Annotated in this window: 24 protein-coding genes; 15 read left to right on the forward strand and 9 right to left on the reverse strand. The window is 59.0% G+C overall.

The annotated features are described in order from the left end of the window. From T9A_RS15730 to T9A_RS15755, 6 genes are all read left to right on the forward strand, one after another. Positions 1 to 1,143 carry an acyl-CoA dehydrogenase family protein gene (locus T9A_RS15730; protein WP_035250315.1) on the forward strand — a complete coding sequence of 381 codons (1,143 nt, stop codon included), beginning with the start codon at positions 1 to 3 and terminating at the stop codon, positions 1,141 to 1,143. 268 nt (positions 1,144 to 1,411) lie between these two features. Then, positions 1,412 to 2,440 (forward strand): NADPH-dependent curcumin/dihydrocurcumin reductase, encoded by a 1,029-nt coding sequence (locus T9A_RS15735; RefSeq protein ID WP_035250317.1) that lies wholly within the window; start codon positions 1,412 to 1,414, stop codon positions 2,438 to 2,440. Further along, positions 2,440 to 3,885 (forward strand): DHA2 family efflux MFS transporter permease subunit, encoded by a 1,446-nt coding sequence (locus tag T9A_RS15740; RefSeq protein WP_035250319.1) that lies wholly within the window; start codon positions 2,440 to 2,442, stop codon positions 3,883 to 3,885. The genes T9A_RS15735 and T9A_RS15740 overlap by 1 nt, the downstream gene beginning before the upstream one ends. Further along, on the forward strand, positions 3,882 to 4,802 hold the full coding sequence (locus T9A_RS15745; RefSeq protein ID WP_035250321.1) for a ketopantoate reductase family protein: 921 nt from the start codon (positions 3,882 to 3,884) through the stop codon (positions 4,800 to 4,802). Before T9A_RS15740 ends, T9A_RS15745 begins: the two co-directional genes overlap by 4 nt. 311 nt (positions 4,803 to 5,113) lie before the next feature. Beyond that, a complete protein-coding gene (locus tag T9A_RS15750) occupies positions 5,114 to 8,467 on the forward strand; it encodes an Ig-like domain-containing domain (RefSeq protein WP_035250324.1) in 3,354 nt (1,117 codons plus the stop codon). A 14-nt stretch (positions 8,468 to 8,481) separates the two neighbouring features. Continuing rightward, on the forward strand, positions 8,482 to 9,336 hold the full coding sequence (locus T9A_RS15755) for an OmpW/AlkL family protein (protein ID WP_232222150.1): 855 nt from the start codon (positions 8,482 to 8,484) through the stop codon (positions 9,334 to 9,336). Between the two features lie 331 nt (positions 9,337 to 9,667). On the opposite strand, the gene T9A_RS15760 is transcribed toward T9A_RS15755, so the two are convergent. Next, complete coding sequence (locus T9A_RS15760) at positions 9,668 to 10,636, reverse strand: NAD(P)H-quinone oxidoreductase (protein ID WP_052043105.1); 969 nt, start codon at positions 10,634 to 10,636, stop codon at positions 9,668 to 9,670. 172 nt (positions 10,637 to 10,808) lie between these two features. Between T9A_RS15760 and T9A_RS15765 the strand changes: the two genes are divergently transcribed. Beyond that, on the forward strand, positions 10,809 to 11,828 hold the full coding sequence (locus tag T9A_RS15765) for an MBL fold metallo-hydrolase (RefSeq protein WP_035250328.1): 1,020 nt from the start codon (positions 10,809 to 10,811) through the stop codon (positions 11,826 to 11,828). Between the two features lie 178 nt (positions 11,829 to 12,006). On the opposite strand, the gene T9A_RS15770 is transcribed toward T9A_RS15765, so the two are convergent. Together T9A_RS15770 and T9A_RS15775 are read right to left on the reverse strand one after the other, a co-directional pair. Next, complete coding sequence (locus tag T9A_RS15770) at positions 12,007 to 13,419, reverse strand: hypothetical protein (RefSeq protein ID WP_232222151.1); 1,413 nt, start codon at positions 13,417 to 13,419, stop codon at positions 12,007 to 12,009. A gap of 50 nt (positions 13,420 to 13,469) precedes the next feature. Then, positions 13,470 to 14,627, reverse strand: coding sequence for an acyl-CoA dehydrogenase family protein (locus tag T9A_RS15775; protein ID WP_035250334.1), 1,158 nt, complete (start codon positions 14,625 to 14,627; stop codon positions 13,470 to 13,472). A gap of 323 nt (positions 14,628 to 14,950) precedes the next feature. Here T9A_RS15775 and T9A_RS15780 point away from each other — a divergent pair, with 323 nt between their 5' ends. The 3 genes from T9A_RS15780 to T9A_RS16725 all read left to right on the forward strand — a co-directional run bounded on the left by T9A_RS15780 (position 14,951) and on the right by T9A_RS16725 (position 18,563). After that, positions 14,951 to 16,153 carry a 3-oxoadipyl-CoA thiolase gene (locus T9A_RS15780; RefSeq protein WP_035250337.1) on the forward strand — a complete coding sequence of 401 codons (1,203 nt, stop codon included), beginning with the start codon at positions 14,951 to 14,953 and terminating at the stop codon, positions 16,151 to 16,153. A gap of 102 nt (positions 16,154 to 16,255) precedes the next feature. After that, complete coding sequence (locus T9A_RS15785) at positions 16,256 to 17,422, forward strand: acyl-CoA dehydrogenase (protein ID WP_035250339.1); 1,167 nt, start codon at positions 16,256 to 16,258, stop codon at positions 17,420 to 17,422. 298 nt (positions 17,423 to 17,720) lie between these two features. Further along, complete coding sequence (locus T9A_RS16725; protein WP_052043106.1) at positions 17,721 to 18,563, forward strand: YbaY family lipoprotein; 843 nt, start codon at positions 17,721 to 17,723, stop codon at positions 18,561 to 18,563. A gap of 6 nt (positions 18,564 to 18,569) precedes the next feature. On the opposite strand, the gene T9A_RS15795 is transcribed toward T9A_RS16725, so the two are convergent. Then, a complete protein-coding gene (locus T9A_RS15795) occupies positions 18,570 to 18,773 on the reverse strand; it encodes a hypothetical protein (RefSeq protein ID WP_035250342.1) in 204 nt (67 codons plus the stop codon). Between the two features lie 58 nt (positions 18,774 to 18,831). Here T9A_RS15795 and T9A_RS15800 point away from each other — a divergent pair, with 58 nt between their 5' ends. The 3 genes from T9A_RS15800 to T9A_RS15810 all read left to right on the forward strand — a co-directional run bounded on the left by T9A_RS15800 (position 18,832) and on the right by T9A_RS15810 (position 20,839). Beyond that, complete coding sequence (locus tag T9A_RS15800) at positions 18,832 to 19,449, forward strand: IMPACT family protein (protein ID WP_156964922.1); 618 nt, start codon at positions 18,832 to 18,834, stop codon at positions 19,447 to 19,449. Positions 19,450 to 19,559: 110 nt separating this feature from the next. Beyond that, entirely contained in the window at positions 19,560 to 19,967 is a 408-nt protein-coding gene (locus T9A_RS15805; RefSeq protein ID WP_035250343.1) for a DUF1330 domain-containing protein, read from the forward strand. Positions 19,968 to 20,107: 140 nt separating this feature from the next. Continuing rightward, the gene (locus T9A_RS15810) at positions 20,108 to 20,839 is read left to right on the forward strand and encodes a dienelactone hydrolase family protein (RefSeq protein ID WP_035250347.1); all 732 of its coding nucleotides are present in this window, start codon (positions 20,108 to 20,110) and stop codon (positions 20,837 to 20,839) included. 136 nt (positions 20,840 to 20,975) lie between these two features. On the opposite strand, the gene T9A_RS15815 is transcribed toward T9A_RS15810, so the two are convergent. After that, a complete protein-coding gene (locus T9A_RS15815; RefSeq protein ID WP_035250350.1) occupies positions 20,976 to 21,395 on the reverse strand; it encodes a DUF3617 domain-containing protein in 420 nt (139 codons plus the stop codon). 70 nt (positions 21,396 to 21,465) lie between these two features. After that, positions 21,466 to 22,104 (reverse strand): endonuclease III, encoded by a 639-nt coding sequence (gene nth / locus T9A_RS15820; RefSeq protein WP_035250353.1) that lies wholly within the window; start codon positions 22,102 to 22,104, stop codon positions 21,466 to 21,468. 86 nt (positions 22,105 to 22,190) lie between these two features. Between nth and gltS the strand changes: the two genes are divergently transcribed. Beyond that, positions 22,191 to 23,375 (forward strand): sodium/glutamate symporter, encoded by a 1,185-nt coding sequence (gene gltS, locus T9A_RS15825; protein WP_035250356.1) that lies wholly within the window; start codon positions 22,191 to 22,193, stop codon positions 23,373 to 23,375. 60 nt (positions 23,376 to 23,435) lie between these two features. On the opposite strand, the gene T9A_RS15830 is transcribed toward gltS, so the two are convergent. Both T9A_RS15830 and T9A_RS16730 read right to left on the reverse strand, forming a co-directional pair. Beyond that, on the reverse strand, positions 23,436 to 23,966 hold the full coding sequence (locus T9A_RS15830) for a glycine zipper 2TM domain-containing protein (protein WP_035250359.1): 531 nt from the start codon (positions 23,964 to 23,966) through the stop codon (positions 23,436 to 23,438). 121 nt (positions 23,967 to 24,087) lie between these two features. Further along, positions 24,088 to 24,654 (reverse strand): hemerythrin domain-containing protein, encoded by a 567-nt coding sequence (locus T9A_RS16730; protein WP_052043107.1) that lies wholly within the window; start codon positions 24,652 to 24,654, stop codon positions 24,088 to 24,090. Positions 24,655 to 24,759: 105 nt separating this feature from the next. Here T9A_RS16730 and T9A_RS15840 point away from each other — a divergent pair, with 105 nt between their 5' ends. Further along, the gene (locus T9A_RS15840; protein WP_035250362.1) at positions 24,760 to 25,197 is read left to right on the forward strand and encodes a hypothetical protein; all 438 of its coding nucleotides are present in this window, start codon (positions 24,760 to 24,762) and stop codon (positions 25,195 to 25,197) included. A gap of 356 nt (positions 25,198 to 25,553) precedes the next feature. Here the strand turns inward: T9A_RS15840 and T9A_RS15845 are convergent, their stop codons facing one another. Further along, positions 25,554 to 26,264, reverse strand: coding sequence for an electron transport complex subunit E (locus tag T9A_RS15845; protein WP_035250364.1), 711 nt, complete (start codon positions 26,262 to 26,264; stop codon positions 25,554 to 25,556). Positions 26,265 to 26,498: the final 234 nt, after the last annotated feature.

The raw sequence follows: 26,498 nt of genomic DNA on the forward strand, positions 1-26,498 counted from the left end.
ATGGACTTCAAACTGAGCGACGAACAACGCATGCTCGAGGAAACCGTGGGCCGTCTGGTTCGCGATGGTTACCCCTTCGACGTACGTGAAAAAGCCCGCACCAGCGAGCTGGGTTATTCAACAGAAATGTGGCAGCAGTTCGCTGAACTGGGTCTGCTGGGTGTACCGTTTTCTGAAGACTTCGGCGGCTTCAATGGCGGCGGTCCGGAACTGATGGTAGTGGCCGAAGGGTTTGGTCGCGGTCTGGTGCTGGAACCTTATCTGGCCACCGTGATTCTTAGCGGTACCCTGATCGATTTCCTGGGCAGCGACAGCCAGAAAGAAACCCTGATCAGCGCCATCGTCGGCGGCGAAGTGCGCCTGGCCCTGGCCGCCTACGAGCCGGAAGGCCGTTATGATCACACCCATGTGGCCACCACTGCGGAAAAGAGTGGCGATGGCTATGTGATCAACGGTAGCAAGGCGGTGGTCCTGCACGGCGATAGCGCAGACAAGCTGGTCGTAATTGCCCGCACTGCTGGCAGCACCAATGATCGTAATGGTCTGTCCGCCTTTGTGGTGGATGCCTCCGCCGACGGTGTCAGCCGTCGCGGTTATGAAACCATTGATGGTCTGCATGCGGCGGAAATCAGCCTTAACAATGCGCCGGCAGAGCTGCTGGGTGAAGAAGGCAACGCCATTGATGCCCTGGAGAAATCCCTGGCACTGGGCATCGTTGCCCTGTGTGCGGAAGCGTCCGGAGCCATGGAAGTGGCCTGTGACCACACCTTGAACTACATCAAGGAACGCCAGCAGTTCGGCGTACCCATCGGCAAGTTCCAGGCCCTGCAGCATCGCATGGTGGAAATGCGCATGGAGCTGGAAAAAGCCCGTTCCATGACCATTCTGGCTGCCTGTTCCCTGGAGTTGTCAGCACCGGTACGTGCCAAACGTCTGGCTGCGGCCAAGGCCATTATCGGCAAGTCCGGTCGCAAGGTGGCAGAAGAAGCCATCCAGCTTCATGGTGGCATGGGTATGATGGAAGAAACCGCCGTGTCCCATTACGCCAAGCGTATCGTGATGATTGATCACCAGCTTGGTGATCTGGGCTATCACATGCAGCAGCTGGAAAGCTTGCTGGACTTGGACGAAGACGCAGCGTAACGAGAAACACCAAGGCGGCTTCGGCCGCCTTTTTTGACGACAAAAATATTTATTTTTCCGTAGGAGCGGCGCTCTCTGTGCCCCGCGGGTATGAGCCGCGAATCACCCAGTTTCGAGTTGCGAGAAGCGAGTTTCGAAAGGCAAAACCGCGAAGGCCGGTCTGGATTTTCGCGAATCGTTTCTCGTGACTCGTTACTGGTTTGGCTTTTCGCAAGCATATTCGCGGCTCGAGCGCCGCTCCTACGGTGTCACTATTCGGGAGAGCACCATGACAATTAACCGCCAGATCATTCTGTCCGAGTACCCCAAGGGCATGCCGCAGGCTGGGCATCTGCCCATGCGTGAAGGGGAGATGCCGTCTCCGAAGGACGGACAAGTTCTGATCAAGACCATTTACCTGTCCCTGGACCCCTACATGCGTGGCCGCATGAGCCCGGCCAAGTCCTACGCCGCCAGTGTGGAGCTGGGTGATGTGATGCAGGGCGCTACCGTTGGCCAGGTGGTGGAATCGCGCCTGGATGGCTATGAAGCCGGCGATTACGTGCTCGGCTTTGGTGGCTGGCAGGAATATTCCGTGCAGGGCAAGGAGATGCTGCGCAAGCTGGACGCGAAGCAGGCTCCCATCAGCACCGCCGTGGGTGTGCTGGGCATGCCGGGCTTTACCGCCTATGCCGGGCTGCTGGAAATCGGCCAACCGAAAGAAGGCGAGACGGTGGTCGTTTCTGCCGCCAGCGGCGCGGTCGGTCAGGTGGTCGGTCAGATCGCCAAGCTCAAGGGTTGCCGTGTGGTGGGCGTGGCCGGTGCGCCGGATAAATGCCAGCACGTGGTGGATGTCTATGGGTTTGATGCCTGTGTGAACTATAAGGACGACGACTTTGAAGCCCAGCTCAAGGCGGCGTGCCCGGACGGCATCGATATCTATTTCGAAAACGTGGGTGGCAAGGTGTTTGATGCGGTGATGAAACTGGTTAACGATTTCGCCCGCATTCCCCTGTGCGGTCGCATTGCCCATTACAACGACACCGAAGCGCCCCAGGGTCCGGACCAGTTGCCGGCGTTCCTGACCAAGCTTCTGGTCAAACGTATTCTGATCAAGGGCTTTATCCAGTTCGATTATGCCCACCTGATGAAGGATTTTGTCCGTGACATGAGCAGCTGGATGCAGGCCGGAAAAATCCAGTATCAGGAAGATATTGTCCAGGGCCTGGAAAACACCGTGGATGCCTTTCAGGGCCTGCTGGAAGGGCGTAACCGGGGTAAATTGCTGGTGCAGGTCAGCGAGGATACTTCCCGGTAATGGCAGCAGTGGAAGCGCAGGTCCAAGCGCTTTTTGCGCTGCATGGCCCGCGCTATCGCTGGCTGGCCACGATAACAGTGATGCTCGGTACCATGTCTGTGGTGCTGGCATCTACGATTATCAATGTGGCTATCCCCACCATCATGGTGGAATTTCAGCTGGCCCAGGATCAGGTGCACTGGCTTGCCACCGGCTTTCTTGCTGCCATGACCGTGGGCATGCTGCTCAATGCCTGGTGTGCCCAGCGGTTCGGCGCACGGGGTGCCTATCTGCTGGCCATGGGGCTGTTTATTGCCGTGTCCATCATCGGCGCGTTCAGTGAGCAGTTTCCTCTGCTGGTGGCTGCCCGTATTGGGCAGGGGCTGTTGGCCGGCCTGATACAACCGTTGGCCATGATTACCATCTTCCAGGTCTTCCCGCTTAACCGTCGCGGCCAGGCCATGGGTATCTATGGTTTGGGCGTGGTGCTGGGCCCGGCCATTGCTCCCGCCATTGGTGGGGTGCTGGTGGATACCCTGTCCTGGCGAGCGGTGTTCCTGGTGGTGTTGCCCGCCTGTGTGATTGGCATGGCCATGGCCTGGCGTTACCTGCCCGGCAAGGATCGTCAGTTGGCGCCGGTTCGCCTCGACCGCGCCGGTGTCTTGTTATTGGCAATGGGTATCACGGCAGTGCTGTGGGGCCTGGCCAATGGTCATCGACGTGGCTGGGGTGACCCCTTGTTGCTGGTGACGTTACCGGGTGGCATTGTTTCGCTGGTGCTGTTTGCCTTCTGGCAGCGGCGCAATCCGCAGCCTCTCATGGATCTTAGAGTGTTTCGTTACCCGGGCTTCACGGGCAGTTTTCTCATGTCCATGGTGATCGGTGCCGGGGTGTTCGCGTCCACCTATGTAACCCCGCTGTATTTCCAGCAGGTGCTTGGCGAGAGTGCTGCCAGCGCCGGTCTTATGCTGATGCCAGCGGGGTTGGCCATGGCCTTCACCTTTCCGGTTGCCGGGCATCTGACTGACCGTTTTTCCGAAACCCGCATTATGATGGCGGGCCTGGTGTTGTTTGTACTCAACATGGTGCTGATGGCCGGCGCCACCCTGACCACCTCTGCGGTGTGGCTGGTGTGGTGGACGCTGCTTGGCAGAGTGGGGCTGGGCCTGATGATGCCACCATCGTCCACCGGGGCATTGGGGTTGCTGCCACCGGCGCTGATTCCCCAGGGATCGGGTATTTTCAATTTCGCCCGTCAGATCGGTGGTGCCCTGGGCGTCAACCTGTGCGCCCTTTGCATACAATTTTTCAGCGATCGCTACGGGCAGACTGATCCTGCTGCGTCCCTGGCGCAGGCTTTTGAATATGGTTTTGACCGGGCTTTCTGGTTGTTGTTGATCGTTTTCCTGCTGGCACTATGGCCTTTGCATGTCATGCGGCAGGGATTGATAAGGAAACTGTTATGACGGATAAACCCCGCATTCTGGTAGTCGGTGCTGGCGCCATCGGTAGCTTTTACGGTGCCATTCTCAAGCGCGCCGGCTGTGAGGTGGGCGTGGTGCTGCGCTCGGATTATGACGCAGTAAAGGAGGGCGGTTTTCGCTTTACCAGTCCTCTTGGGGAGCTGTCCTGGCAGCCGGATCGAGTGTATCGAGCCGATGAAAAGCCGGACCGTTTTCCCGACTATGTGCTGCTGTGCGTGAAGGTATTGCCGGGCGTGGATCGCGCTGCCCTGGTACGACCTTGGATGGGAGAACACACCGGCCTGGTGCTGATCGAAAACGGGCTGGATATCGAGCGTGATTTGGCCGAGGCCTTCCCGGAACATCCCCTGGTAAGCTGCCTGGCATTTATCGCTGTCAGCCGCACCGGCCCCGGTGAGATCCATCATCAGGCCTATGGCCAACTGGTGATGGGTAATTTTCCCGCTGGCTTTGATGGCCACTGCCGCCGTTTGAGCAGCCTGTTCAGGGAAGGGGGCATTGACGTCAACGATAGCGAAGCGGTGGTGGGGGAGCGCTGGCGCAAGTGTGTCTGGAATGCACCGTTCAATCCTCTGAGCGTTCTGTGCAATGGCGCCGATACCCTGTCGATTCTCGATGCCCCCGGTGGTGAAGACCTGGTCCGCACCATGATGGAAGAGGTGATGGCGGTCGCCGCTGCGGATGGTTATCCGCTACCGGACGATCTGGTGGAAAAGAATCTGGTCGGTACCCGCAAGATGGGTGCCTACAAGAATTCCATGGCGCTGGATTACCTGAACGACCGGCCCATCGAACTGGATGCCATCCTGGGCAATGTGGTGGCAATTGCCCAACGCCTCGGCGTGCCTGTTCCGCACCTGACTACTGTGCTTACCGCACTGCGTATCCGTTATCAATGAGGCGTCATTCTGTCCGCAACATGATACAAAACGTCATGTTGCGGTTTTTCTTGTCAACGAAGGATTACGAACAAAGTTTTAGTGCAGAAATCCTGATGGAAAAGTTGATTTTCAAAAGCCATTGAATTGCTTGGTAATTTGCCGCGTGAAGTATACGTGAAGACAAAAACCGTATATTTATCAGGTAGATAAAACTCGATAATATGTGGATTTTTGCTTACAAACGATAACTTGTCCCTGTCCTCTCGCCGCTTAATCCTGTCCCCGCAAACAGAATAATCTGTCGCCAAAAACAAGAAACGGGTGAAAGGATGCGCACAACAATCATTCAGCGTCTGGCTGTCTTATCCCTGCTTTATCCCTTACTGAATGCCTGCGAAGACGACCCGGATTTGTTTATCCCACCGGAGCCCGGCGACGCACTGATCTATGCCTACCCCTCGGACGGTATGGTGGATCTGCCCCTGGGCAGCAAATTGCTGCTGACCTTTTCCAGTGATATCGACGAAGCAGCGGCCAAGGCAGAGTGCCAGCCTGACGGCGAGAACTTTGTGGGTACGCTGTGTCTTGCCGACAGCGATGGGAGTCTGGTGGATCTCAGCAGTGCTGAAGTCTCCAACCGGAAACGTACCCTGACGTTCTCCATGTCTGGTCTGCGTGCCGGTGAAGAATACCGACTGTGGGTGTCGCCGGAGATCGCTTCCGGGGTCGTCAACCTGGATGATCAGGACGGCCCGCTGATTACCTTCCGTACCCGTCAGTACAACCCGCTTCCTGACCAGGCGCCCCAGGTGCTGGCCATCAATCAGGAAATGCCCAGCGTTTACCTGCCCGAGCCTGTCGGTGAGGAACGCTTTCCGTTCATGGATTTCTCGCCAGTGCGGATCACCTTTACCGAGCCTCTGGTGGAAACCACCGTCCGCTACGGTGACAGCGTCAAACTGGAACATCAGGAATCCGGGGAACTGGTAGATGTCAGGATTCTCAATGAGCGTCACTACATCACACTGGACCCCAAGGAAGATCTGATCGGTGGCGACACCTACACACTGACTCTGCAAGGCCTGGAAGATTTTGATGAGGACGTGCTGGAGACGGTGACCTATGAGTTGACGCCCACGCTGTCCAAGGATGATGTGGTCGATCTCAACCCGCCGATCAAGCAACTGATGAAAGCCCAGCCTGCCCTGGGGGATCCTGGCTACCCGCAAACCTCTCGCCTGCACGGGTTGCCCCTTAACCAGTTCAACCTGGTTACCGAAGCACTGGGTGTGACCCAGGTGAATGCCATGCCGCTGGTACTGGAAGGCTGGATGGGTCGACCGGATGTGCATGTGGACGCTGTTCCAGTGGTGGCCCGTGCCGGCCAACAGCTGCGCATTACCGGTATCGATCCGATCAAGCTCGGTGGCGAGGTGCGCACGCCCATGTTCACCGGCGATATCATCGGTACCTTTGTGACCGACGTGACGGGCTACCTGGTGACTAACCCCTATCGGCCGAAGGGCTTTCAGCCCGATGACGATTATGCGCCGATGTTTGTTTACATGAATTTTGACCTTGCCATGCATGCGGAAGAACCACGCGGCAATGCCTCGGTAAACCAGAACCTGATGCATATCCAGGCGGTGGGTGTGGTGGATGTGAGGGATGGCGCGCTGACCTTCGAGGTGTTTCGAACCCTGGAACTGGACGTGCTTAGCGGTGCCGCCAAAGTCAGCGCGGACTTTGCACTGGGGGTGCGTGCGGATGTGGATTTCGAGTTCGAACAGCTCAATCGCGATCCACTACAGGCAACCGGGTCGTTTCCGGAACACAATCAGGCCCAGGTAGAACCGAGCAACAATATCGTCGTGGTATTCAACGAGCCGGTACACGACGAAGGAATGGAACAGGTGAAGTTGTTCCGCCAGGACAGCAACGAACCGGTGCCGGTGCAGGTGCGAAGCAGTGGTTCCAACCTGGTGATTACTCCGCTCAATGAACTGGCAGCGGGGCAGCGCTATTACCTGGATCTGGGCGATGGCCTGAAAGACCAGGATTTGTTCGATCCTTCGCACCTTCAGTTCGTGCCCGGGGATGCCACTGATGGCACTGGCCAGATTGTTTTCGATACCGCCAGTTATGCGGCCAACGATGATGCGCCGGTGCTGCCGCCGGTCGTGCTGGGGGCCTATCCCGGTATCGGTTGTGCGTTGGAGGACCGCGGCGTCGAGCGCCAGGATGCAGACGGCAACACGGTGAAAATGGCTGGCCGGTGTGTAGGTGGTCTGGCGTCGGATTCGCTCTATTACCCCTTCTTCTATGACGTCAGTCGCCCCATCGAGATCAGTTTCAATATGCCCATGGAAATGGCCTCCATGACTTTCGGCATCATTGCCGCCGATGGCGAATCCTGTGAAGGCGGCGCCATGTGTCTGGGCGAACAGGCCAATGGCCAGTGGCAGAACATTCTCATGTCGGCACGACGCAACAGCCTGCGTCTGCGGGCGCTGCCGGCACCGGACACCATTGTCCCGGGTAATGCCTACCGGCTGGTGATCAACGGTGGCGACAATGGGGGGGCGGTATTCCGCAGCCACGATCGCTTCGGCAACCTGGATATCAATACGGACCCGCTCAACGGCATGGGTACCTGCGGTCCTCTCTCGAACCAGCCCTGTGAGGGTGGTCCGCCGATTCTGCTCGATTTCACCGCCACGCCGGATGAAGGGGCTGCCTATGCCACCGTGCTGACCCGGGAATACACCGACGTCAATGGCAATGGCAACTGGGATGATGATGAAGTGGAAGCTGTCAACAACCATGCCCGTGGCCATGTGAAAAGCACAGGAGGGCTGATTGGTGGCGCCAACCTGGATGATGGCGACCAGATCTTTACCCATGCGGCTCTGCCCATGGCGTTTCTGCCCAAGGAACCGCTGGACCTGAGTTATATCGGTCTGGTCGATGAAGGCAATGGCCGCTGGTGTGCCACCCAGGAAGATGCCGATGGCGATATCTTCTGTATCCAGACCGTGGGGCAGTCGGCGATCCCGGTGGAGATCAATGCCCAGCATGTGATGGGCACATCACTGACCGCCAACGCCACCCTGGCCATTCCGGTTCTGGGTGATCTGATTCCGTTACCGCTGGAAACCGGTGCACTTGTGCTGCGTTTCCGTCCCTATGACGATATGCCTCCGCAGCCTTTGCGCGGGTTTGTGGTGAACCAGATTGATCCGGACACCGGGGAGGAAATCGACAATCCGATCTTCATCACCCGCCTTGATGCCTGGCTGGATGCACCGGACCTGCGCCTGCTCTCCGCATTGATCCCCGGTGGGCAAGCTATCCCCAATGTGGCGGATGCCAACGTGAGAAGCCTGCCGGTATCTGCCTACCTGACCGGGCCGGTGAAATTCCTGCGCAATGGGCAGATCACGCTGGAGTCGCGTAATGCGTCCGCCATTGCAGCAACGCTGAACCTGTCGGTGGATCTTGGCGCCCTGATTCCGGTGCTGGGAGATCTGCTTGATCTGATCATCGGCGGCATCGTCCCCGAAGAAGGTGTGGGCTCTCTGGAGCTGGGCATTGCCAAGGACGACTTCCGCATCCGTGTGGTCAACAACCCGACCCACGCACGCCTCACCACGGCTGGTCAGGAAAATGCGGGGGAGCTTTGATAATGAGAAGAATAATGGATCATAAAAAACGGTTTTTCCTGTTTGTCGTGCTGGGGTTCCTTTCTGCCAATGTCGCCAGTCAGGACAAGTACGGCCCGGATTATCCCGGAGTGAAATTCACCCAGAAGATTTTCGGTGAAGACCGGCTGTATTTCCGCTTCGGCGCCATCCACATGTCCCCGGACATAAAAACCCGCTCGATCACTCTCAGCAACCTGTCAGAGATTGCTGAAGTGGCGGTGGAGCCTGGCGAGCAGGAAGGGGAGGCGTTCAGTGACCCGCTCACCATTCCGGCCGCCATCATCGGCTACAAGCTGCGCTGGGGGGATGGAGGCTGGTCCATTGAAACCATGGCGGCATTACCGCCCACGCTGGAGCTGAAGGCCAAGGGCAAGCTGGCGGATGAGCCCCTGGTCACCGAGGCCAACGGCATCCCTACCGGGGTGCCGGCACTGGGCGAAAAGGTGGGCGAAACCAAGGTGGCACCGCCCATGGTGACCCTGGTGAAGCGATTCCGCATGGACCACAACTTCCGGCCCTATGTGGGCCTGGGAGCGGTGTACCTGTTTACCTATGACAGCCATGTCACCAACCCGATCCTCACGGAAGTGGGAGAGCCGGAGCTGGAGATTCAGGATAAATTCGGCTGGGTAGGGCAGATAGGTGCCGATTGGCGGCTGAGCGATCACTGGTGGCTGGCGGCGGACGCCAAGTACATCAGCGTCAAGGAAGTGAAAGCCAAGGTGGACCGCACCTTCATCCGTGCCCCGGGTCTGCCCCAGTATCAGTTTGCGGAAGTGGGCGATGCGGAATTCGTGGCTGACATGAACGTGTATGCCTTCCACCTGGGGGTGGGGTTCACGTTCTAACTTGCCGGCGGTAGTGCGCTGGTATCAGGGGAAAAGCGGTTTTACCACAGAGGGCACAGAGTTCGCTGAGGAAAACATCATCTCTGTGTTCGTTATGCCCTTGGTGGTGCACTGCTTTTCCTTGTCACGACCCCATTCGCCCATTTCCATCGCAGGAAGCGTTGAACAAACCGCATTCCCGCCTTTCCTCAGTGAACTCTGTGGTAAAAATCAGCCTTTAACCGGCCGTCGACACAAGCGTAGCCAGCCCTGATGTTTTTGGTCATTGAGGCCTTGGCGGGAAACGTGAAATAGTATTTCAAATACTGTTTCCCGCTGGGCCTTGCTCATGTCAGTCGCCAACCACAATCACACGCTTGCCACTAAAGTCGTTACCGGCCATATGGTCGTGGGCGGCTTTGGCGTCGGTGAAGGGGAAGGTTTCCAGCGGCAGGGGCAGCAGGCGACCGCTGGCAAACAGGGGTGCAAGACGGTCATTGAAGACCTGCCCCATACGGATGCGGTTTTCCAGTGGCTGGCTGCGCATGGTCATGCTTTTCAGGGTCTGGCGTTTCATCAGCAGGGCGCCCAGATTCAGCTCCGTGGTCAGCCCGCCAAGAATGCCGATATTCACCAGGGTGCCCTCGGCGCGCAGGCCGCCGAGCAGGGCGTTCCAGTCCGGGCCGACCATATCCAGAATTACCGCCACACCCTGTCCGTCGGTGAGCGCATCAAGCTGGGCTTTCAAGGTACCGTCCTCGCACACCTGAGCCGCCAGGCCCATGTCGTTGGCGGTGTCCAGTTTACTCAGATCCCGGCTGCTGCCGATGGGGCGGGCGCCCAGCGCCGCGGCCAATTGGGTGGCGGCCAGGCCGACTCCGGCGGTGGCCGGGCGAATCAGGCACCACTGGCCGGGCTGCAAACCGCCTTCCAGAAACAACGCCCGGTAGGCGGTCAGAAACGCCTCGGGCAGGGTGGCGGCGCGGGCGAAGTCCATGCCCTCGGGAACGGTCAGCGCCTCCCGTTCGTGGGTGACGATCTGTTCGGCATAGGCACAACCGGGCACCAGGCCCATCACCGCATCGCCCACTTGCCGTTGCTGCACCCGCTCACCCACGGCGCTGACCACCCCGGCGTATTCCAGCCCGGGAATGCGGCTGTCGGTGCCCGGCGGTGCCGGGTAGCGGCCCAGTACCTGCAACAGATCCGCCCGGTTCACGCCGATGGCTTTCACCTGCACGCAAATTTCCCCCGGCCCCGGTTGCAGGTCCGGCAGGGTGTCCAGTTGCAGTTGCTGATCCTCAATACACCAGGCACGCATGGCTGTGCTCCTATCAATAATGGTTTACCACAGAGGGCACAGAGTGCACTGAGAAAACCCCTTGCCTGGAAGGCCTGTAAGCGGCTTTCAGAAACCAGCGGCGTTGCAAACAGCAGTTTGTTTTTCTCTGTGTACTCGGTGACCTCTGTGGTGAAAAAACAAAAGGTTGGTTATGTCACTACACTATCCGTTCACTGATCTGCCGCCGGCAGGCCAGCGTTTCAAGGTGGCCGACGGGGTTTACTGGCTGCGTTTCCCGCTGCCCTTTGCCCTCGACCATATCAATCTCTGGTTGCTGGAAGATAACCATGGCTGGGTAATCGTGGATACCGGCCTGGGAGTGCGCCGCAGCCGGGACATCTGGCAGCAGCTGTTGGCCGAACAACTGGACGGCAAGCCGGTGACCCGCATCATCGTCACCCATTACCACCCGGACCATCTCGGCATGGCCGGCTGGCTGCAGCAACACTGCCAGGCACCGGTGATCATGAGCCGCGGCGAGTGGCAACTGGCCAGCCATATCTGTGACGCCAGCGATGAACAGACCATCCAGCGCTTCAAGCATTTTCTCGGCAGCCATGGCCTGCAGGGCGACAACCTGGACAAGGTGGCCGGCAAGGGCAATGGCTTCCGCCGGGTGGTGATGCCCATGCCGACTGACCCGCAATTTGTCGGCGCCGGTGACAGCCTGACTATCAATGGTCAGCACTGGCAGATTCACATCGGTCGTGGCCATGCTCCCGAGCACCTGTGTCTGTACCGGAATGACGACCGCTTGCTGATCAGCGGCGACCAGGTGTTGCCCACCATTTCCAGCAATCTTATGGTGCGGCCCACGGAACCGGAGGCGAACCCGGTGGTAGCGTTTGTGGACAGCCTCAAGGCAATTCGCGATGCCCTGCCGCAGGACACCCTGGTGTTGCCGGCCCACGGCCTGCCGTTCCGGGGTCTGCATCACCGAATCAATGCGCTGGTCGCCCATCACGACCAGCAACTGGACCAGGTACAGGCCGCCTGCCGTCATCACCCCCACAACGCCCACGATATTCTGCCGGTGATGTTCAACCGGGAGCTGGATGTGCAGCAGCTCATGTTTGCCATGGGTGAAAGCATTGCGCATCTCAATTGTCTGGTGGAGCAGGGGCGGGTGCAGCGCGAAGACCGCGATGGGATCTGGCACTTCGCGGCCTGATCAAGAAGGTGAGCTACAAGCTTCAAGCTGCAAGATACAAGGCACGGAGAACGGTATAGCCATCCGACCAGCGCTTTCCTCCGCGTTGCAGCAAACGCTGTAACGCGGGCATGGCTTGGCAGTTTATTCGTGGCTCGCACGCGCCTTGTAGCTTGTAACTTGAAGCTTGTAACTCTTCTCATAACCACTGCCCCAACACCCCGATCCACAACGCCAGCATCGGCACCACCAACAAGAAAAAGACCCCATTCCAGCGCCAGGCAATCCGGTAGGGCGAGCGGCTGATCAATTGGCTGAGGACCAGCATGGACGCGGTGAAGGGTGAGGAGATCATCGACAGGCTCCAGGCGCACATCAGGCCCACGGCCAGCAGGCGGGGATCGGCGCCCACACCATCGCCCAGCAGCGATGCCAGTAGCGTTACCGACACAATCGGGTTGAGGCCGATCTGGGCCAGCGCCACTACCAGCAACATGGCGGCCACGGCCATGGCGGCGCCCTGAAGATGAGTGGCCAACAGCATCTCATGCAGCATCTGCGGGTCAATCAATGGCGTGATCAGCGCGCCAAGGCAGGCGGAGCCGCCCAGCACCGCAATTTCACCCCGGTTGGCGCCAAAGATCAGCCGGGAATGTCGCCCCAGTAATGTCAGTGCCCGAGGCAAGCCGGTGCCGCCACCCAGTCGCTGCCGTTGCAGGGCCATCCACAAAATAGCTGACAACGGACAGGCCACCAGCACCGCCACCGGTAGACGCAGCTCGGCTGCTATCGATACCGCAAAGACTCCCAGGGTGATCGCCAGCGCCAGCAGGGTGAATTGCCACAAGGGTGTCAGGGAGGGTGGCGCAGTGTGTGGAACGCGGCTGGCCAGATGACCGGGCCGCAGTTGCCAGTCCAACCACCAGCCCAGCAGGAAGAACAGGCCGGCGGTGGGCAGTGCCACCGGCGCCAGTGTGGCCCAGGTAAGGCTCGGCATATTGGCCAGGATCACCGCCATGGTGATGCCCAGTGGTGACACCAGCGGTGCCAGGGCAAAACCTCGCAGAATCGACAGCATCATGCGTCGCTCCCGCGCCGCCTGAATATCATCATGGCCACCGGCGGCTTTCAGGGTATTGCTGCGCAGTACCATGGCGCCGAACAGATTGAGCACGCCGATATTGATGATCACCCCGAACAGGGCGGTGCCCAGTGACAGGGTGGGATAACGCAGGGCCGGTTTCTGGCGGATCAGGGTAGTGCCGGCCTCGCGCACCAGCCGCGAGCGCATGGCGGAGACCCGCAGCAGACCCAGGGACGACACAAAGGTGGCAAAGAAACAGAGCCGGTCGAGAGCCTGTAGCAGAATGGGGATAGGGTGGGTTTCACGCCAGACAACCACGCCGGCCATGGCGATAACCACCAGCAGAATCCCCTTTGCCATCCGTGTCTGGCGCGGCCATTGCACCAGCAGATAAAGCAGCAGTGCGATCCGCGCCAGCCAGGCACCGGCTTGCAGATCAAGCACCAGAAACAGCAGGGTGCCCAGCATGCACAGGGGAAGGGTGGTGTTAAGCGCTTTACTCAATCGCCGTGGGAGCCATGCTTGCATGGCGAATCAGCACGCCCTTCGCCATGCAAGCATAGCTCCTACAGGGAGGATCATGATTGTGCTGCCTGCCGGGCCAGCTCCCGGGCAATGACGATCTGCTGGATCTGGGTGGTGCCTTCGTAGATCCGAAACAGGCGCACGTCACGGTAGAAACGTTCCACCGCATAGTCAGCCATATAACCGGCACCGCCATGAATCTGCACCGCCCGGTCGGCCACGCGGCCTACCATTTCGGAACAGAACAACTTGCAGCAGGACGCATCCAGGCTGACCTTTTCACCCCGGTCCTTGCTGCGGGCCGCTTCCAGCACCATGGACCGGCCGGCGAACATTTCCGCGCGGGAATCCGCCAGCATGGCCTGGATCAGTTGGTGCTCGATGATGGGTTTACCGAACTGTTTGCGTTCGGCGGCAAAATTCACTGCGTCTTCGATCAGTCGTGTGGCCACGCCCACACAGATGGCAGAGATATGCAGACGGCCACGGTCCAGGACTTTCATGGCGGTCTTGAAACCCACGCCTTCCTTGCCGCCGATGATGTTCTCGGCGGGCACCCGGCAGTTATCGAAAATGATGTCGCAGGTGTGGGCGCCTTTCTGGCCCATCTTCACGTCGGCCTTGCCGCGGGAAATACCGGGGGTATCCCCTTCCACAATAAAGGCGGTGACGCCGCCGCCACCCTGGATTTCCGGGTTGGTGCGTGCCATTACCGTAAACAAGCCCGCACGGGGACCATTGGTGATGTAGCGCTTGGTGCCATTGAGAATGTAGTGGTCGCCGTCACGCTGGGCGCGGGTTTTCACTGAGCCGGAATCTGAGCCCACATCCGGCTCGGTGAGACAGAAGGCGCCGATCACCTCGCCGGTGGCCAGTGGAGGGACGTACTTCTGCTTCTGCTCTTCGGTACCATCAATGAGAATGCCCTGGGCACCGATGCCATTATTGGTGCCCATCAGGGAGCGGAACGCCGGGGAGGTACGGCCCAGCTCGAAGGCCACCAGCACTTCCTCCTCCATGGTCAGCCCCAGACCGCCATATTCTTCCGGGATCGACAGACCGAATAGCCCCATGGCCTTCATGTCGGCGACAATGTCCTCGGGAATGGTGTCCGTCTCGGCCACGTGCTGCTCGGCAGGCACCAGCCGTTCACGGACAAAGCGGGCAATGGTATCGGTCAGTTGAGTGAGGGTTTCGGCATCACGGATCATGGTCGGGTCCGGCTGTAGCGTGGCTTCTTTTAGGGGGGTTATCGCAGGGCGAATCTCTTGCATCGCACTCTGTCACGGCCTATCCTGCTCGTCAAGTTATTCAAAATAACATTCCGCACAGCGGACAAGAGCAGTTGAAAGTGTAAAGTTCAAAGTTGAAACGCGACTGAGTCAGTCGCCACCCCTTGCACTCATTCCCTCGCAATGGCGGGCTTGAGAGCCAGCATTGGGGCGCGACGATATCGCTTATCGAATGGCAGATTCCCATCCCGCGTTTCAACGTTAAACTTTGAACGTTCAACTCTCTGAATGGGAGAGTGCAAATGCTGGATGCCTATATTTACGACGGCCTGCGAACCCCCTTTGGTCGCCATGGTGGCGCCCTGGCACCGGTGCGACCGGATGATCTGTTGGCCGGGGTGATCCGTGAGCTGGTGCAGCGCAACGGGTTCGAGCTGTCCCGCTATGAAGACGTGGTGATCGGTAATACCAATCAGGCCGGGGAGGATGCCCGCAATGTGGCGCGCCACGCCGGGTTGCTGGCGGGGCTGCCGGAATCCGTGGCCGGGATAACCGTTAACCGCCTGTGTGGCAGTGGCCTGGCGGCGACGCTGGATGCCGCGCGCATGGTGACGGTGGGCGAGGGCGAGCTGATCGTGTCTGGCGGTACCGAATCCATGAGCCGGGCGCCCTTTGTGATGGCCAAGGCGGAGAAAGCCTTTAGCCGCGACATGACCATTTTCGATAGCACCATCGGTGCCCGCTTTCCCAACCCGGCCATTCTCCGCCAGTTCGGTGCCGACACCATGCCGGAAACCGCCCAGAACGTGGCGGACGATCTGGGCATCAGCCGTGACGCATCGGATGCGTTTGCCGCCCGCTCGCAGCAGCGCTACCAGGCCGCCCGGGAGCGCGGTTTCTACCAGGCAGAAATCCTGCCGGTCACCGTTCCCCAGGGCCGCAAGAAAGATCCGCTGACTGTGGCAGAGGATGAGCATCCCCGTGCCGGCACCACTGCCGAAAAATTGGCAAAACTGCCTGCTATCGTTGAGGGTGGCACCATCACCGCAGGGAATGCATCGGGCGTGAATGACGGCGCGGCGGCACTGATTATCGGTTCTCGCGCTGCCGGTGATGCGGCGGGCATTGCGCCCCGCGCACGGATTCTCGCCGGTGCCGTGGCCGGTGTGGCGCCCCGTGTGATGGGGCTGGGACCGGTAGAGGCCTGCAACAAGGCACTGGCCCGGGCCGGGCTGACCCTGGACCAGATGGATGTGATCGAAATTAACGAGGCGTTCGCCACCCAGGTCTTAGGCTGTTGCAAGCAGCTGGGCCTGGCCGGCGATGATGAACGCCTGAACCCGAATGGTGGCGCCATTGCCGTGGGCCATCCACTGGGGGCGTCCGGCGCCCGCCTGGCCCTTACCGCCATGCGCCAGCTGGAAGCCAGCGGTGGCCGCTATGCACTGGTCAGCCTCTGTATTGGTGTGGGGCAGGGCGTGGCCATGGTGATTGAAAGGCAATGAATAATTAATAGTTAATAGTTAATAATTAATAACGAAACCCGCAGGGCGGAGATTTCCTGCCGGAAATGTCCGCCCTGCGGAATGAAACGAACAGGATTACTAATGCAGAGATTCGACTGGAAAGATCCGTTGTTGCTGGAAACCCAGCTCACCGAAGACGAGCGCATGATTCGTGATGCGGCCCATGATTACTGCCAGAGCAAACTGATGCCCCGAGTGCTGGAAGCCAACCGGCACGAGATTTTTCACCGGGAAATCATGACGGAAATGGGCGAGCTGGGTTTTCTCGGCCCCACCATTCCCGAGCAGTATGGCGGTGCCGGTGTGAACCATGTGAGCTACGGTCTGGTGGCCCGGGAAGTGGAACGGGTGGACTCCGGTTATCGCTCGGCCATGAGCGTACAGTCGTCACTGGTAATGTTCCCGATTCATGCCTTTGGCAGTGAAGCGGTGCGCCAGAAATACCTGCCGAAACTGGCCACCGGCGAGTGGGTCGGCTGCTTCGGTCTCACCGAGCCGGATCACGGTTCCGATCCGGGTTCCATGAGCACCCGCGCCAGGAAGGTGGACGGTGGCTACCTGCTCAACGGCGCCAAGACCTGGATTACCAATTCGCCCATTGCCGATGTGGCGGTGGTGTGGGCCAATCTGGACGGCAAGATCACCGGCTTTGTGGTGGAACGCAGCTTTGACGGTTTCACCACCCCGAAGATCGAAGGCAAGTTCTCCCTGCGCGCCTCCATCACCGGGCAGATCATGCTGGATGACTGCTTCGTACCGGACGAAAACCGCCTGGACGTAGAGGGGCTGAAAGGGCCGTTCAGCTGCCTGAACAAGGCCCGTTACGGGATCAGCTGGGGTGCCATGGGCGCGGCGGAATTCTGCTGGCAGGCAGCACGCCAGTACACCCTGGATCGCAAGCAGTTTGGCCGGCCACTGGCCGCTACCCAACTGATCCAGAAAAAGTTGGCGGACATGCAGACCGAAATTACCTTGGGCCTGCAGGGCGCGCTACAGCTGGGCCGACTGATGGATGCCGGCAACTGGGCGCCGGAAATGGTGTCGCTGATGAAACGCAACAACTGCGGCAAGGCCATCGATATCGCCCGCCAGGCCCGTGACATGCACGGTGGCAACGGTATCAGCGACGAGTACCATGTGATCCGCCATGTGATGAACCTGGAGGCGGTAAACACCTACGAGGGCACCCATGATGTTCACGCCCTGATTCTGGGCCGGTCCCAGACCGGGATTCCGGCTTTCGGTTGAGGCCGGTTCGCTATGAATGCTCTGAAGCCCCGGCAAGCCGGGGCTTTTTTGTGCCGGCTCGCCCTGGCTGGATCAGGAGCAAGCGCATACCCTGGAGGAAAAGGCCCATAAGGTGTGCTGCCTCCCGCGGCATATTGATGTGGAGCTGGTCGTTACCGTTTAAAGACATCGTTGAAGAAAAGTAAAAAAGCAGCCCCAGTGGGCTGCTTTTTTATGGGCGGTGCTTTATTAGTAAAGCTCGGCAGGGAACCGCCGAGCGTCCAGCGAATCCCATCACTGACGATGACAAGGAATGACTATGCGATCTCCCATATTAACCCACCGTTCTTTTCCCGTGCTGTTTGGCTCCGCTGGCATTGCTGCCTTGCTTGCCCTGTCTGGCTGTGATCAGGGAAAACCGGAATCTGATAGCCAACAACCCACCGTGGTGGAGCAGAGTGAAAAGACCGAGCAGCAGATCCTCAGTGGTAAAGTCATGTACCGCGAGCGCATGGCCATGCCGCAAGGTGCAACGCTCACGGTAACCCTGGAGGATGTATCGCTGGCCGATGCGCCGTCCACAGTGATTGCCGAGCAACATATCGACGACCCGGGTCAGGTACCGGTGCCCTTTACCCTGCGCTATGCCAGGGATGCGGTAATGCATGACCATCCAATGGCGTATGCGGTACGTGCGGAAATTCGTGGCGCGGATGGGCAGTTGCTGTGGCTCACCACCGAACGGCATACCGCCGAACTGGGCGAACGGGCCAGCGGTGAAGAGATCACGGTCATGTTGCAGCGGGTTGGCGCCGAGCAATCCGCGGAGGCGCGACCGAAAACCGCCATGGTGAAGGCGCAGGAAGCGGGGGCGTCATTCTGGGCCGTCGGTAACGAGCCTGGCTGGCATCTGGCAATTTACCCGGACGAAAAGTTGGTCTTTGTGGGCGACTACGGCGAAACCACGGTAACCACTCCGGACCCAGGGGCGCAGACCGAAGGCACGGAAACCATTTACCTTGCCAACACCGACACTGACCAGCTGAAAGTGGAAATCAGCGAAATGCCCTGCGATGACTCCATGAGCGGTGAGTCTTTCGATTATCAGGTGAAGGTTATCAGTAACGAAAAGCTCTTCAGTGGTTGTGGTCAGGACCTCTGATCGAGATCAGGGCGCCAACAGGTGATAGATGAATCGCCCGGCGCCCAGCCATAGCAGGGCACAAAGCGTAAAGAAGAAAATACTGCCATCCTGGTACAGGGCCCACAGCAGCGGTGCGAAAATCACACCTGTGACGGGCAGGGCAACACCGATGGCCAGCCGCTTGCGGCGGCGCAGGCTGTCATCGTCTTGGCTGAGGGGATCGGTCATGGCAAGTCGCGTATTCGGATAAAGACGGCAATTACCTTACCATAGCGGCTCCCCGCCAGTGATCAACCCGGAGTTTGCCATCAAAGGTTATCCCGTTCCCGCCGCTCCCGTTGACCGGGAACTACTGATCAACAAAAGTCGTTTCATCACCTGGCTGCGCCCGGTAGCCAGCCGCGAACAGGCCATGGCGGTGATCGACGAGGCCAGGGCCCGTTACCCGGATGCCAGCCACCATTGCTACGCCTACTTGCTTGGCAACCCGGCTTCTGCCCAGGCCGCCATGAATGACGATGGCGAGCCTTCGGGCACCGCCGGCAAACCCATTTTCAATGTGATCCAGCACAAGGGCATGAGTGATGTGCTGGTGGTGGTGAGCCGTTATTTTGGTGGCGTGAAGCTGGGGGCGGGCGGTCTGGTCCGCGCCTACGCGGCAGCGGCAGAAGCGGTGCTGGCGGAAGTGGAAAGGGTGGAGAGTGTGCCGCAGCTCACCTGCCGGCTGGAGATGGGCTTCCCTCTGGAGCAGCGCCTTCGTCACTGGGCGGAGCAGAATGCGGCAGAGGTGCTGGACGTGCATTACAGCCAATCAGTGGCGATGACACTGCGCTTTCCGACGCAGAGTCTGGATGACCTGGAAAGTCTCTGTGCCGCGGAGCAGATTGCCCTGACAGTGCTGTGACCGCTTTGGCGTTCAGGGTGTCGTTATCGGCCCTGTCTTTCTGCCTGACACGGCGGCAAGGTGGTGATCGAACCCTTCGCCTTGCTGATAAAAAACCAAACGGAGTCACCATGTCAGAGAAACCGGTCATCGACCCGAATCCCCAGACCCTGCCCGATATACTGGCATCCCTGCCGGACGATACCCCCATCGTCATGCTGAATCTGCTTCGCTTTAACGAGACCGCGCGGTACAAGGATGGCGAAGCGGATTACAGCGGCCGCGAGGCCTACCAGAAATATTCCGACGTGGCCTTCGGCAAGGTTCGCGGTGTCGGCGGCGAGCTGGTCTGGAAGGGCAAGGCCCTGGCCGGCGTGATTGCCCCGGACGCAGAGAAGTGGGACGACGTGCTGCTGGTACGTTACCCCTCCAAACAGGCCTTTGCCTCCATGCTGGCCGATCCGGAATACCGCGAAGCCACCAAACACCGCACCGCCGCCCTGCAGGAAGCGCGGCTGGTGGCCATGCAGGAAAAATGAAAAGCAATTGATAATTGAGAATTGATAGTTGATAACTGGGTTGGAAGTGGCCCGGTTGGATAGGGGGAACCCTGACCGGTGGTAGTAGCCTCACTGCTTCGTTATCAATTATTCATTATCAACTATCAATTGGGTTTCTCATGTCCAACCAACCTGTAGGCATTCCAATTCCCGGCGGTCACACCATGCGTGCCCGTTGGCTGCGCCCGAAAACGGCCAATCCTCACAAGGCGGCGGTGATCGCCATTCATGACATTTTTGGCTACACCGAGGATATCGAACGCATTGCCCAGCGGTTGGCGGATAATGGTTATCCGGTGCTGGTGCCGGATCTCTACGATCTGCCGGGCAGCAAGGCCCTGTGCGTAGTGAAAACCCTGAAAGCTCATGAAACCGGCAAGGGGCAGACCTTCGAGCAACTGGAAGCCTGCCGTGAATGGTTGCTGAACCAGAGCGAAGAAGCGGTGACCCAGGTGGGTGTTATGGGCTTCTGCATGGGCGGTCGCTTTGCGGTGCTCTACGCCAGCCAGGCACCGGTGCAGGTGGTGGCGCCTTTCTATGGTGGCATGCCCAAAAACGTGAAAGAGGTGAGCGGCATCTGCCCGGCTGTGGGTGGCTGGGGGCGCACGGACATGATCTATGGCGATCATGGTGATCGTCTGGCAAAGCACATGGATGCGCTGGGTGTGCCCCACGATATCAAGACCTACGAGGACGTGGGCCATTCCTTCATGAATGACCACCAGACCTTTACCTTCAAGAAGCTGGGGCCATTACCGCCGCTGCGTTCAAAATTCGATGCGGGTGCATCGGAAGACAGCTGGCAGCGAGTGCTGGCGTTTTTTGAGAAGGTGTTTGCTGGAGAGATCTGAAGCACCTCGCTGCGCTGTTGGAGCTATGCTCATGACTACCGGGCTAAGCCCTTTCGCCATGCAAGCATAGCTCCAACGGTTAAGTGGTAGGTGATGATTTCGTTGGAGCCTTGCTCGCAAGGCGAACCGCCAATCCTTATCCAGGACAATCCGAACTGGCCCATTTTCCTTCGCTCTTCGACACCATCTTGTGGCTCGGCATGGTCATGTCGATGGTGCTGGTGTAATGGGTATCGCTATGCAGTGTCACCGAACCTTTCATGGTGCTCTGCATGCCGTTCTGGTTGCAACTGGCTTCCCAGGTCAGATTGTCTCCGCTGCGATCCACCTTCCCAAGGTCACATTCATCCGCGTTCCAGCTCTCTTGCAGGGCACTGACCACATCCTCGGCCTCTTCAGGGCTGAGGCACTGCTGCTGGGTATGAGCCCGCATCTGCGGGGGCAGATTGTCGCCTTCCATGGTGGTATTGATCTGCCACAGGCCAGGCTTCAGGTCGCCGGCCAGAACCGGGGCGCACAGGCCCAGCAGTGTTGCCAGCAGGATCGTGTGTTTCATGTCGCGTCCCTTCGTTACCAAACTGAGATACTTCAGAGTAGCAACGTAGAGCAGGGCGCTCAATTACCACTCATGCTGGCCGCTGGCTCGGCGGGAATTCGCACAGGTCTGCGATCAGGCATTCGCCACACCTGGGCTTGCGGGCCATACACACATAGCGGCCGTGCAGGATCAGCCAATGGTGGGCATCGCGCAGGAATTCCTCCGGCACCAGTCGAACCAGCCGTTTTTCCACTTCCAGCACATTCTTGCCCGGTGCAATCCGGGTGCGGTTGGACACCCGGAAGATATGTGTATCCACCGCCATGGTGGGCAGGCCATAGGCCGTATTGAGCACCACATTGGCGGTTTTGCGACCCACACCTGGCAGGGCTTCCAGGGCTTCGCGGGTACGTGGCACCTGGCTATCATGCTGCTCGACGAGAATTTTACACAGCTGAATGATGTTTTCGGCCTTGGAATTAAACAGGCCGATGGTCTTGATGTACTCTTTAAGCCCGTCGACTCCCAGGGCGAAGATCGCCTCTGGCGTATTGGCCACCGGATAGAGTCTGGCGGTGGCCTTGTTCACGCCCACGTCTGTGGCCTGGGCAGACAGCACCACGGCCACCAGCAACTCGAAATCGCTGCTGTATTCCAGCTCGGTGGTGGGGTGGGGGTTCTGATCCCGTAGACGGGTAAAGATTTCAGTTCGTTTTTCGCGATTCATAACAGCTTCCCGTTGTCGCGGGCAGTATAACGGATCAAATCGGTGGCTGTGAGGGGGGAACCCCAGCCGCCAACAAGGAGAAAGGGATGCAGTTTTCCGCCATGGAAACCCTCATGGTCGCATTGTTGGTGCTGGGCGCCGGTCAGTGGATCGTTCACAAGGTGGACTTGCTGGCGCGGCTGAACATGCCCGAGCCGGTGGTGGGCGGTTTGCTGGCCACCATCGTTGTCACTCTGATGCAGGTATCCGGTATCAGCCTGACCTTTGATGAAAGCATCAAGACGCCGGCCATGCTGTTTTTCTTCGGTGCCGTGGGGCTTGCGGCGGACTTTCGTCTGCTGCGCCGGGGCGGCTGGGCCATGCTGCTGTTCGCCGTGCTGGTGATCGTGCTGGTGGCACTGCAGGATCTGGTCGGTGTGATGATGGCCAAGCTGATGGGGCTGGATGCCTGGTATGGCCTGATTGGCGGCTCGGTGACCATGACCGGCGGCCACGGCACGGGTGCCGCCTGGGCGGGGGTCTTCGAGCGGGATTTCGGTCTTACCGGCGTGAGTGAGCTGGCCGCGGCGTCTGCTACTTTCGGTCTGATATTCGGGGCGTTGCTGGGCGGGCCTCTGGCCATGTTCCTGATTCGTCGCTACCGGCTTGCCGCACCGGCCCATGGTGCGGCGGTGGAAGATGTCGAGCATGACGAAGCGGAAACACCTCGCCCGATTTCCGCCGCCAGCGTGATCCGCATCCTGATGTTGCTGTCAGTGGGTGTGGTGGTCGGCGCGGTGGCGGCGGAAGAGTTTGCTTCCGTGTTCCGGTTGCCTACCTTTGTATGGGTGCTGTTTGTCTGCATTGTGCTGGGTAACACGGCGCGTCGCCTGTGGCAGGTCAACGATGCCACCATTGATGTGGTGGGTAACACGGCGCTGGGGATTTTTCTGGCGATCACATTAATGAGTCTGCAATTGTTGCAACTGGTGGATCTGGCACTGCCCATGCTGGCCATGCTGCTGGTGCAGGTGGGGTTGGCGCTGGCGTTCATTACCCTGGTGACCTTCCGGCTGATGGGGCGCAACTATGATTCGGCCGTCCTCTGTGCTGGCCACTGCGGCTTTGCCATGGGGGCTACGCCTACAGCGGTGGCCAACATCCAGGCGGTGACCCAACATCATGGCCCGTCGCCGCTGGCGTTTATCATCGTGCCGGTGGTAGGGGGCTTTATCGTGGATATTGCCAACGCGACGATCATCCAGACGTTCGTGTCTGTGCTATCGGGTTGACCGCAAAGGCGTCATAAAAAAGCCCGCAGAAGCGGGCTTTTTTATGCATTCAGGAGAGGGTTACTGGGTAACCACTTCCCCTTCTTCAATACGCAACCGCTCGCCGGGCTTCTTGTCCATGCGAATGGTGTCTTCCTGATCATTGAAGACATAGGTCACGTCGTAACCTTCTGTGCGACTCTTGTCTTCCATCACGGTGTTACAGCGTTGTTCCGTGGTGGTGTAGGTGTTTTTTTCCTGCATGCCTTTCTGGATCTGATTACCTGCCACACCACCGGCAATGGCACCACCTGCGGTGGCCGCATCTTTACCACTACCGCCGCCAAACTGGTGGCCGATCACACCGCCGACCACGGCACCGACGACACTACCGGTAACCCGGTGCTGGTCTTTAACCGGTTTCTTGCGTTCCACGGTGACTTGCTGACAAACCTCACGGGGTTCCTGCCAGGTTTTCACAATCGGGTCCACATTCACTACCTGGGCATAGCCTGAGGTAGCCGGGGTTATGGCCTGGTAAGCCCCATAGCCGACACCGGCGATGGCCACGGCCCCTACGATACCCAGGGCGGCAACTGCTGCGCTTTTCATGGCTCACTCCTTATTTGTTGGTTGTGCCTATTATGATCCTGTAATGGCCATAATGTTCGCTGCCTGGCGCACAACAAGTGCAAAAGAGTGTGAATTATGCCGTTCAATAGAACGCAAAAAATTACATGTACAACAAATAGATAGGCACAATGATGTCCTCTTCGTCATCCATGTGACGATGCAGTAATGCCTCAAGGTTTGCCGCTTGCTGATGTGCGGTTTCCAGTGCCTGCGGATTCGTCGTCAACGCCGGGAAGAGGGTGAGTTGCCGGTCGATATCATCCAGTAGAGCATCCAGGGCCAGGTGATCCTGTTCCAGCACGCCGAAGCCGGCGGCCAGCCGTGGGTGATGCTGGCGCAACACCGGAAAGACACTGCTGTCCTCGAAGCCATGATGGCTGTGCAGATTTTTCAGCAGGCGTTGTCCATGGTTACCGATGGTGGTCAGTAACTGGCGATTGGATTGAGCGTTGCGCTCCGTCTCGCTTAGCTCCAGCAGATGGGTCAGGGCGCCGTGGTACTGGCGGGCCTGACGCTTCAGATTACGGTGGTTGCGCTGGAGGGCGCGGGCGTCACTGATCAGATAGTGAGGGTGATCCCGCCATTGATCCCGCGCGGGGCCATACAGCTGGTCGCGGATGTCCCCGGACAAGGGCTGCTGTCGTAGCGTCACTGGCTTTCGGTTCATGACATATCTCCTTGCCCGTTACTGTGCCGCTTTGTCTGTAAGGATTGAATCGCGTTTAATAGCGCGGATTTATCGGAGAATCCGATCCGTTCATGGGGGGATGGCATGTTACAACTGGACCAGCAACTGGAAAGCGAATATTTCCACCTGACCGGGCTGATCGATTCGTTCGACCAGAAGTCGCTCACGATCAAGGCCTGGAGTGTCACTCTGGCCGGCGTATTGGCCGGGACCGGGGCGTTCTTTGATCGCCCGGCGCTGCTCTGGGTGGGGGTGGTGGGTAGCCTGATGTTCTGGCTGGTGGAAGGACACTGGAAAGCGTTTCAGTCTGCCCATTACGCTCGCATTGAAAAGATCGAAGCGCACTTTCGAGGTGAGGTGGACGATATCGCTCCGTTCCAGACCGCGAACAGCTGGGAGCGAAGCCGCCGCGCCGGTGGAATGAAGGAGTTGCTACGGATCCTGCGCTGGCGTCATGTGTTCTTGCCGCATGGACTGGTGGCGTTGGCGTTGGCGTTGTTGGTGTCAGGGTCGGTGCTGTAGGAGCGGCGCTTGAGCCGCGAATGAAGTTGCCGTAGAAGCGCCACTGGCGGCCCGCAGGGTGCAAAGAGCATAAACCTAAAACCCGAAAGACAGATTTACCACAGAGGGCACAGAGATCACTGAGGGAAAGACGTTTTTTCTCTGTGTGCTCTGTGCCCTCTGTGGTAAGTCCGTCTTTTTAGGTTTATGCACTTCGTTCCGGTTCGCGTCGCAAGCTAACGCTCCTACGGGGAGGTGGGTTCGGCTTGGGATGAGTGGTGGATAACGCCTATCGGCTAATCCACCCTACGGGAGATTGGTGTGCGGGTAGGGTGGATTAGCCGATAGGCGTTATCCACCATGATGCGATGAAGGTATTAACTGACTTTGCCGGTGGTACGCACCCGCCGGCTGACCTTGGGTTCGTCGGAGGCCCTGGCTTTCTGGATGGCCTTGAGGCGCTTGTCGATCACGTTCTTGCCGGCGATGATCAGGCCCAGGCCCACGAAGGCTCCCGGGGGCAGGATGGCGAACAGGAAGCCGCCGTAGTTTTCTACCACCTGAATCTGCCAGTCTGCCGCCATGGGGCCAAACAGCAACTGCATGTTGGTGAACAGGGTGCCCAGACCGATCAGCTCACGCATGCCGCCGAGAATCAGCAGGATCACCAGAAAACCCAGCCCCATCATGAAACCGTCCAGCGCCGCTGGCAGTACCGGGTTCTTGCTGGCAAAGGCGTCGGCACGGCCCAGCACGGTGCAGTTGGTGACGATCAGGGGAATGAAGATACCGAGGATTTCGTACAGCTCGAAGGTGAACGCCTGCATCAGCATTTCAATCACCGTCACCATGGCGGCGATGATCATCACGAAAGCGGGCAGGCGTACCGCATCGGTCACGTACTGACGAATCAGCGACACGCAGATGTTGGAGCCCATCAGCACCACCAGGGTGGCCAGGCCCAGGCCCAGGGCGTTGACCACGGTGCCGGTCACCGCCAGCAGCGGGCACAGGCCGAGAATCTGCACGGTGGCCGGGTTGTTGTTCCACAGCCCGTCCAAGGCCAGTTCCCGATAGGATTTACTCATTCAGTCACCTCCAAAATGGTCCAATGTGAGGCGTTTTCTTGAAGGAAGAGTGGGCCTCTTTCGAGAGGAAACAACGAAGCAGTGGGCCATTTTGGAGATGACCCGAAGGGCGACAAGCAGAGCTCGCATAGCTGTGTTATTTCGTCTTGGAATAGGCCCACTATGCCTGCGACGAAATGCCTTACTCTGCGAGCTCTGCTTGCCGCTGAATGAGTAAATCCTATCGGGAACTGG

This window comes from Alcanivorax jadensis T9, assembly GCF_000756655.1.
Classification (GTDB): Bacteria; Pseudomonadota; Gammaproteobacteria; order Pseudomonadales; family Alcanivoracaceae; genus Alcanivorax; species Alcanivorax jadensis.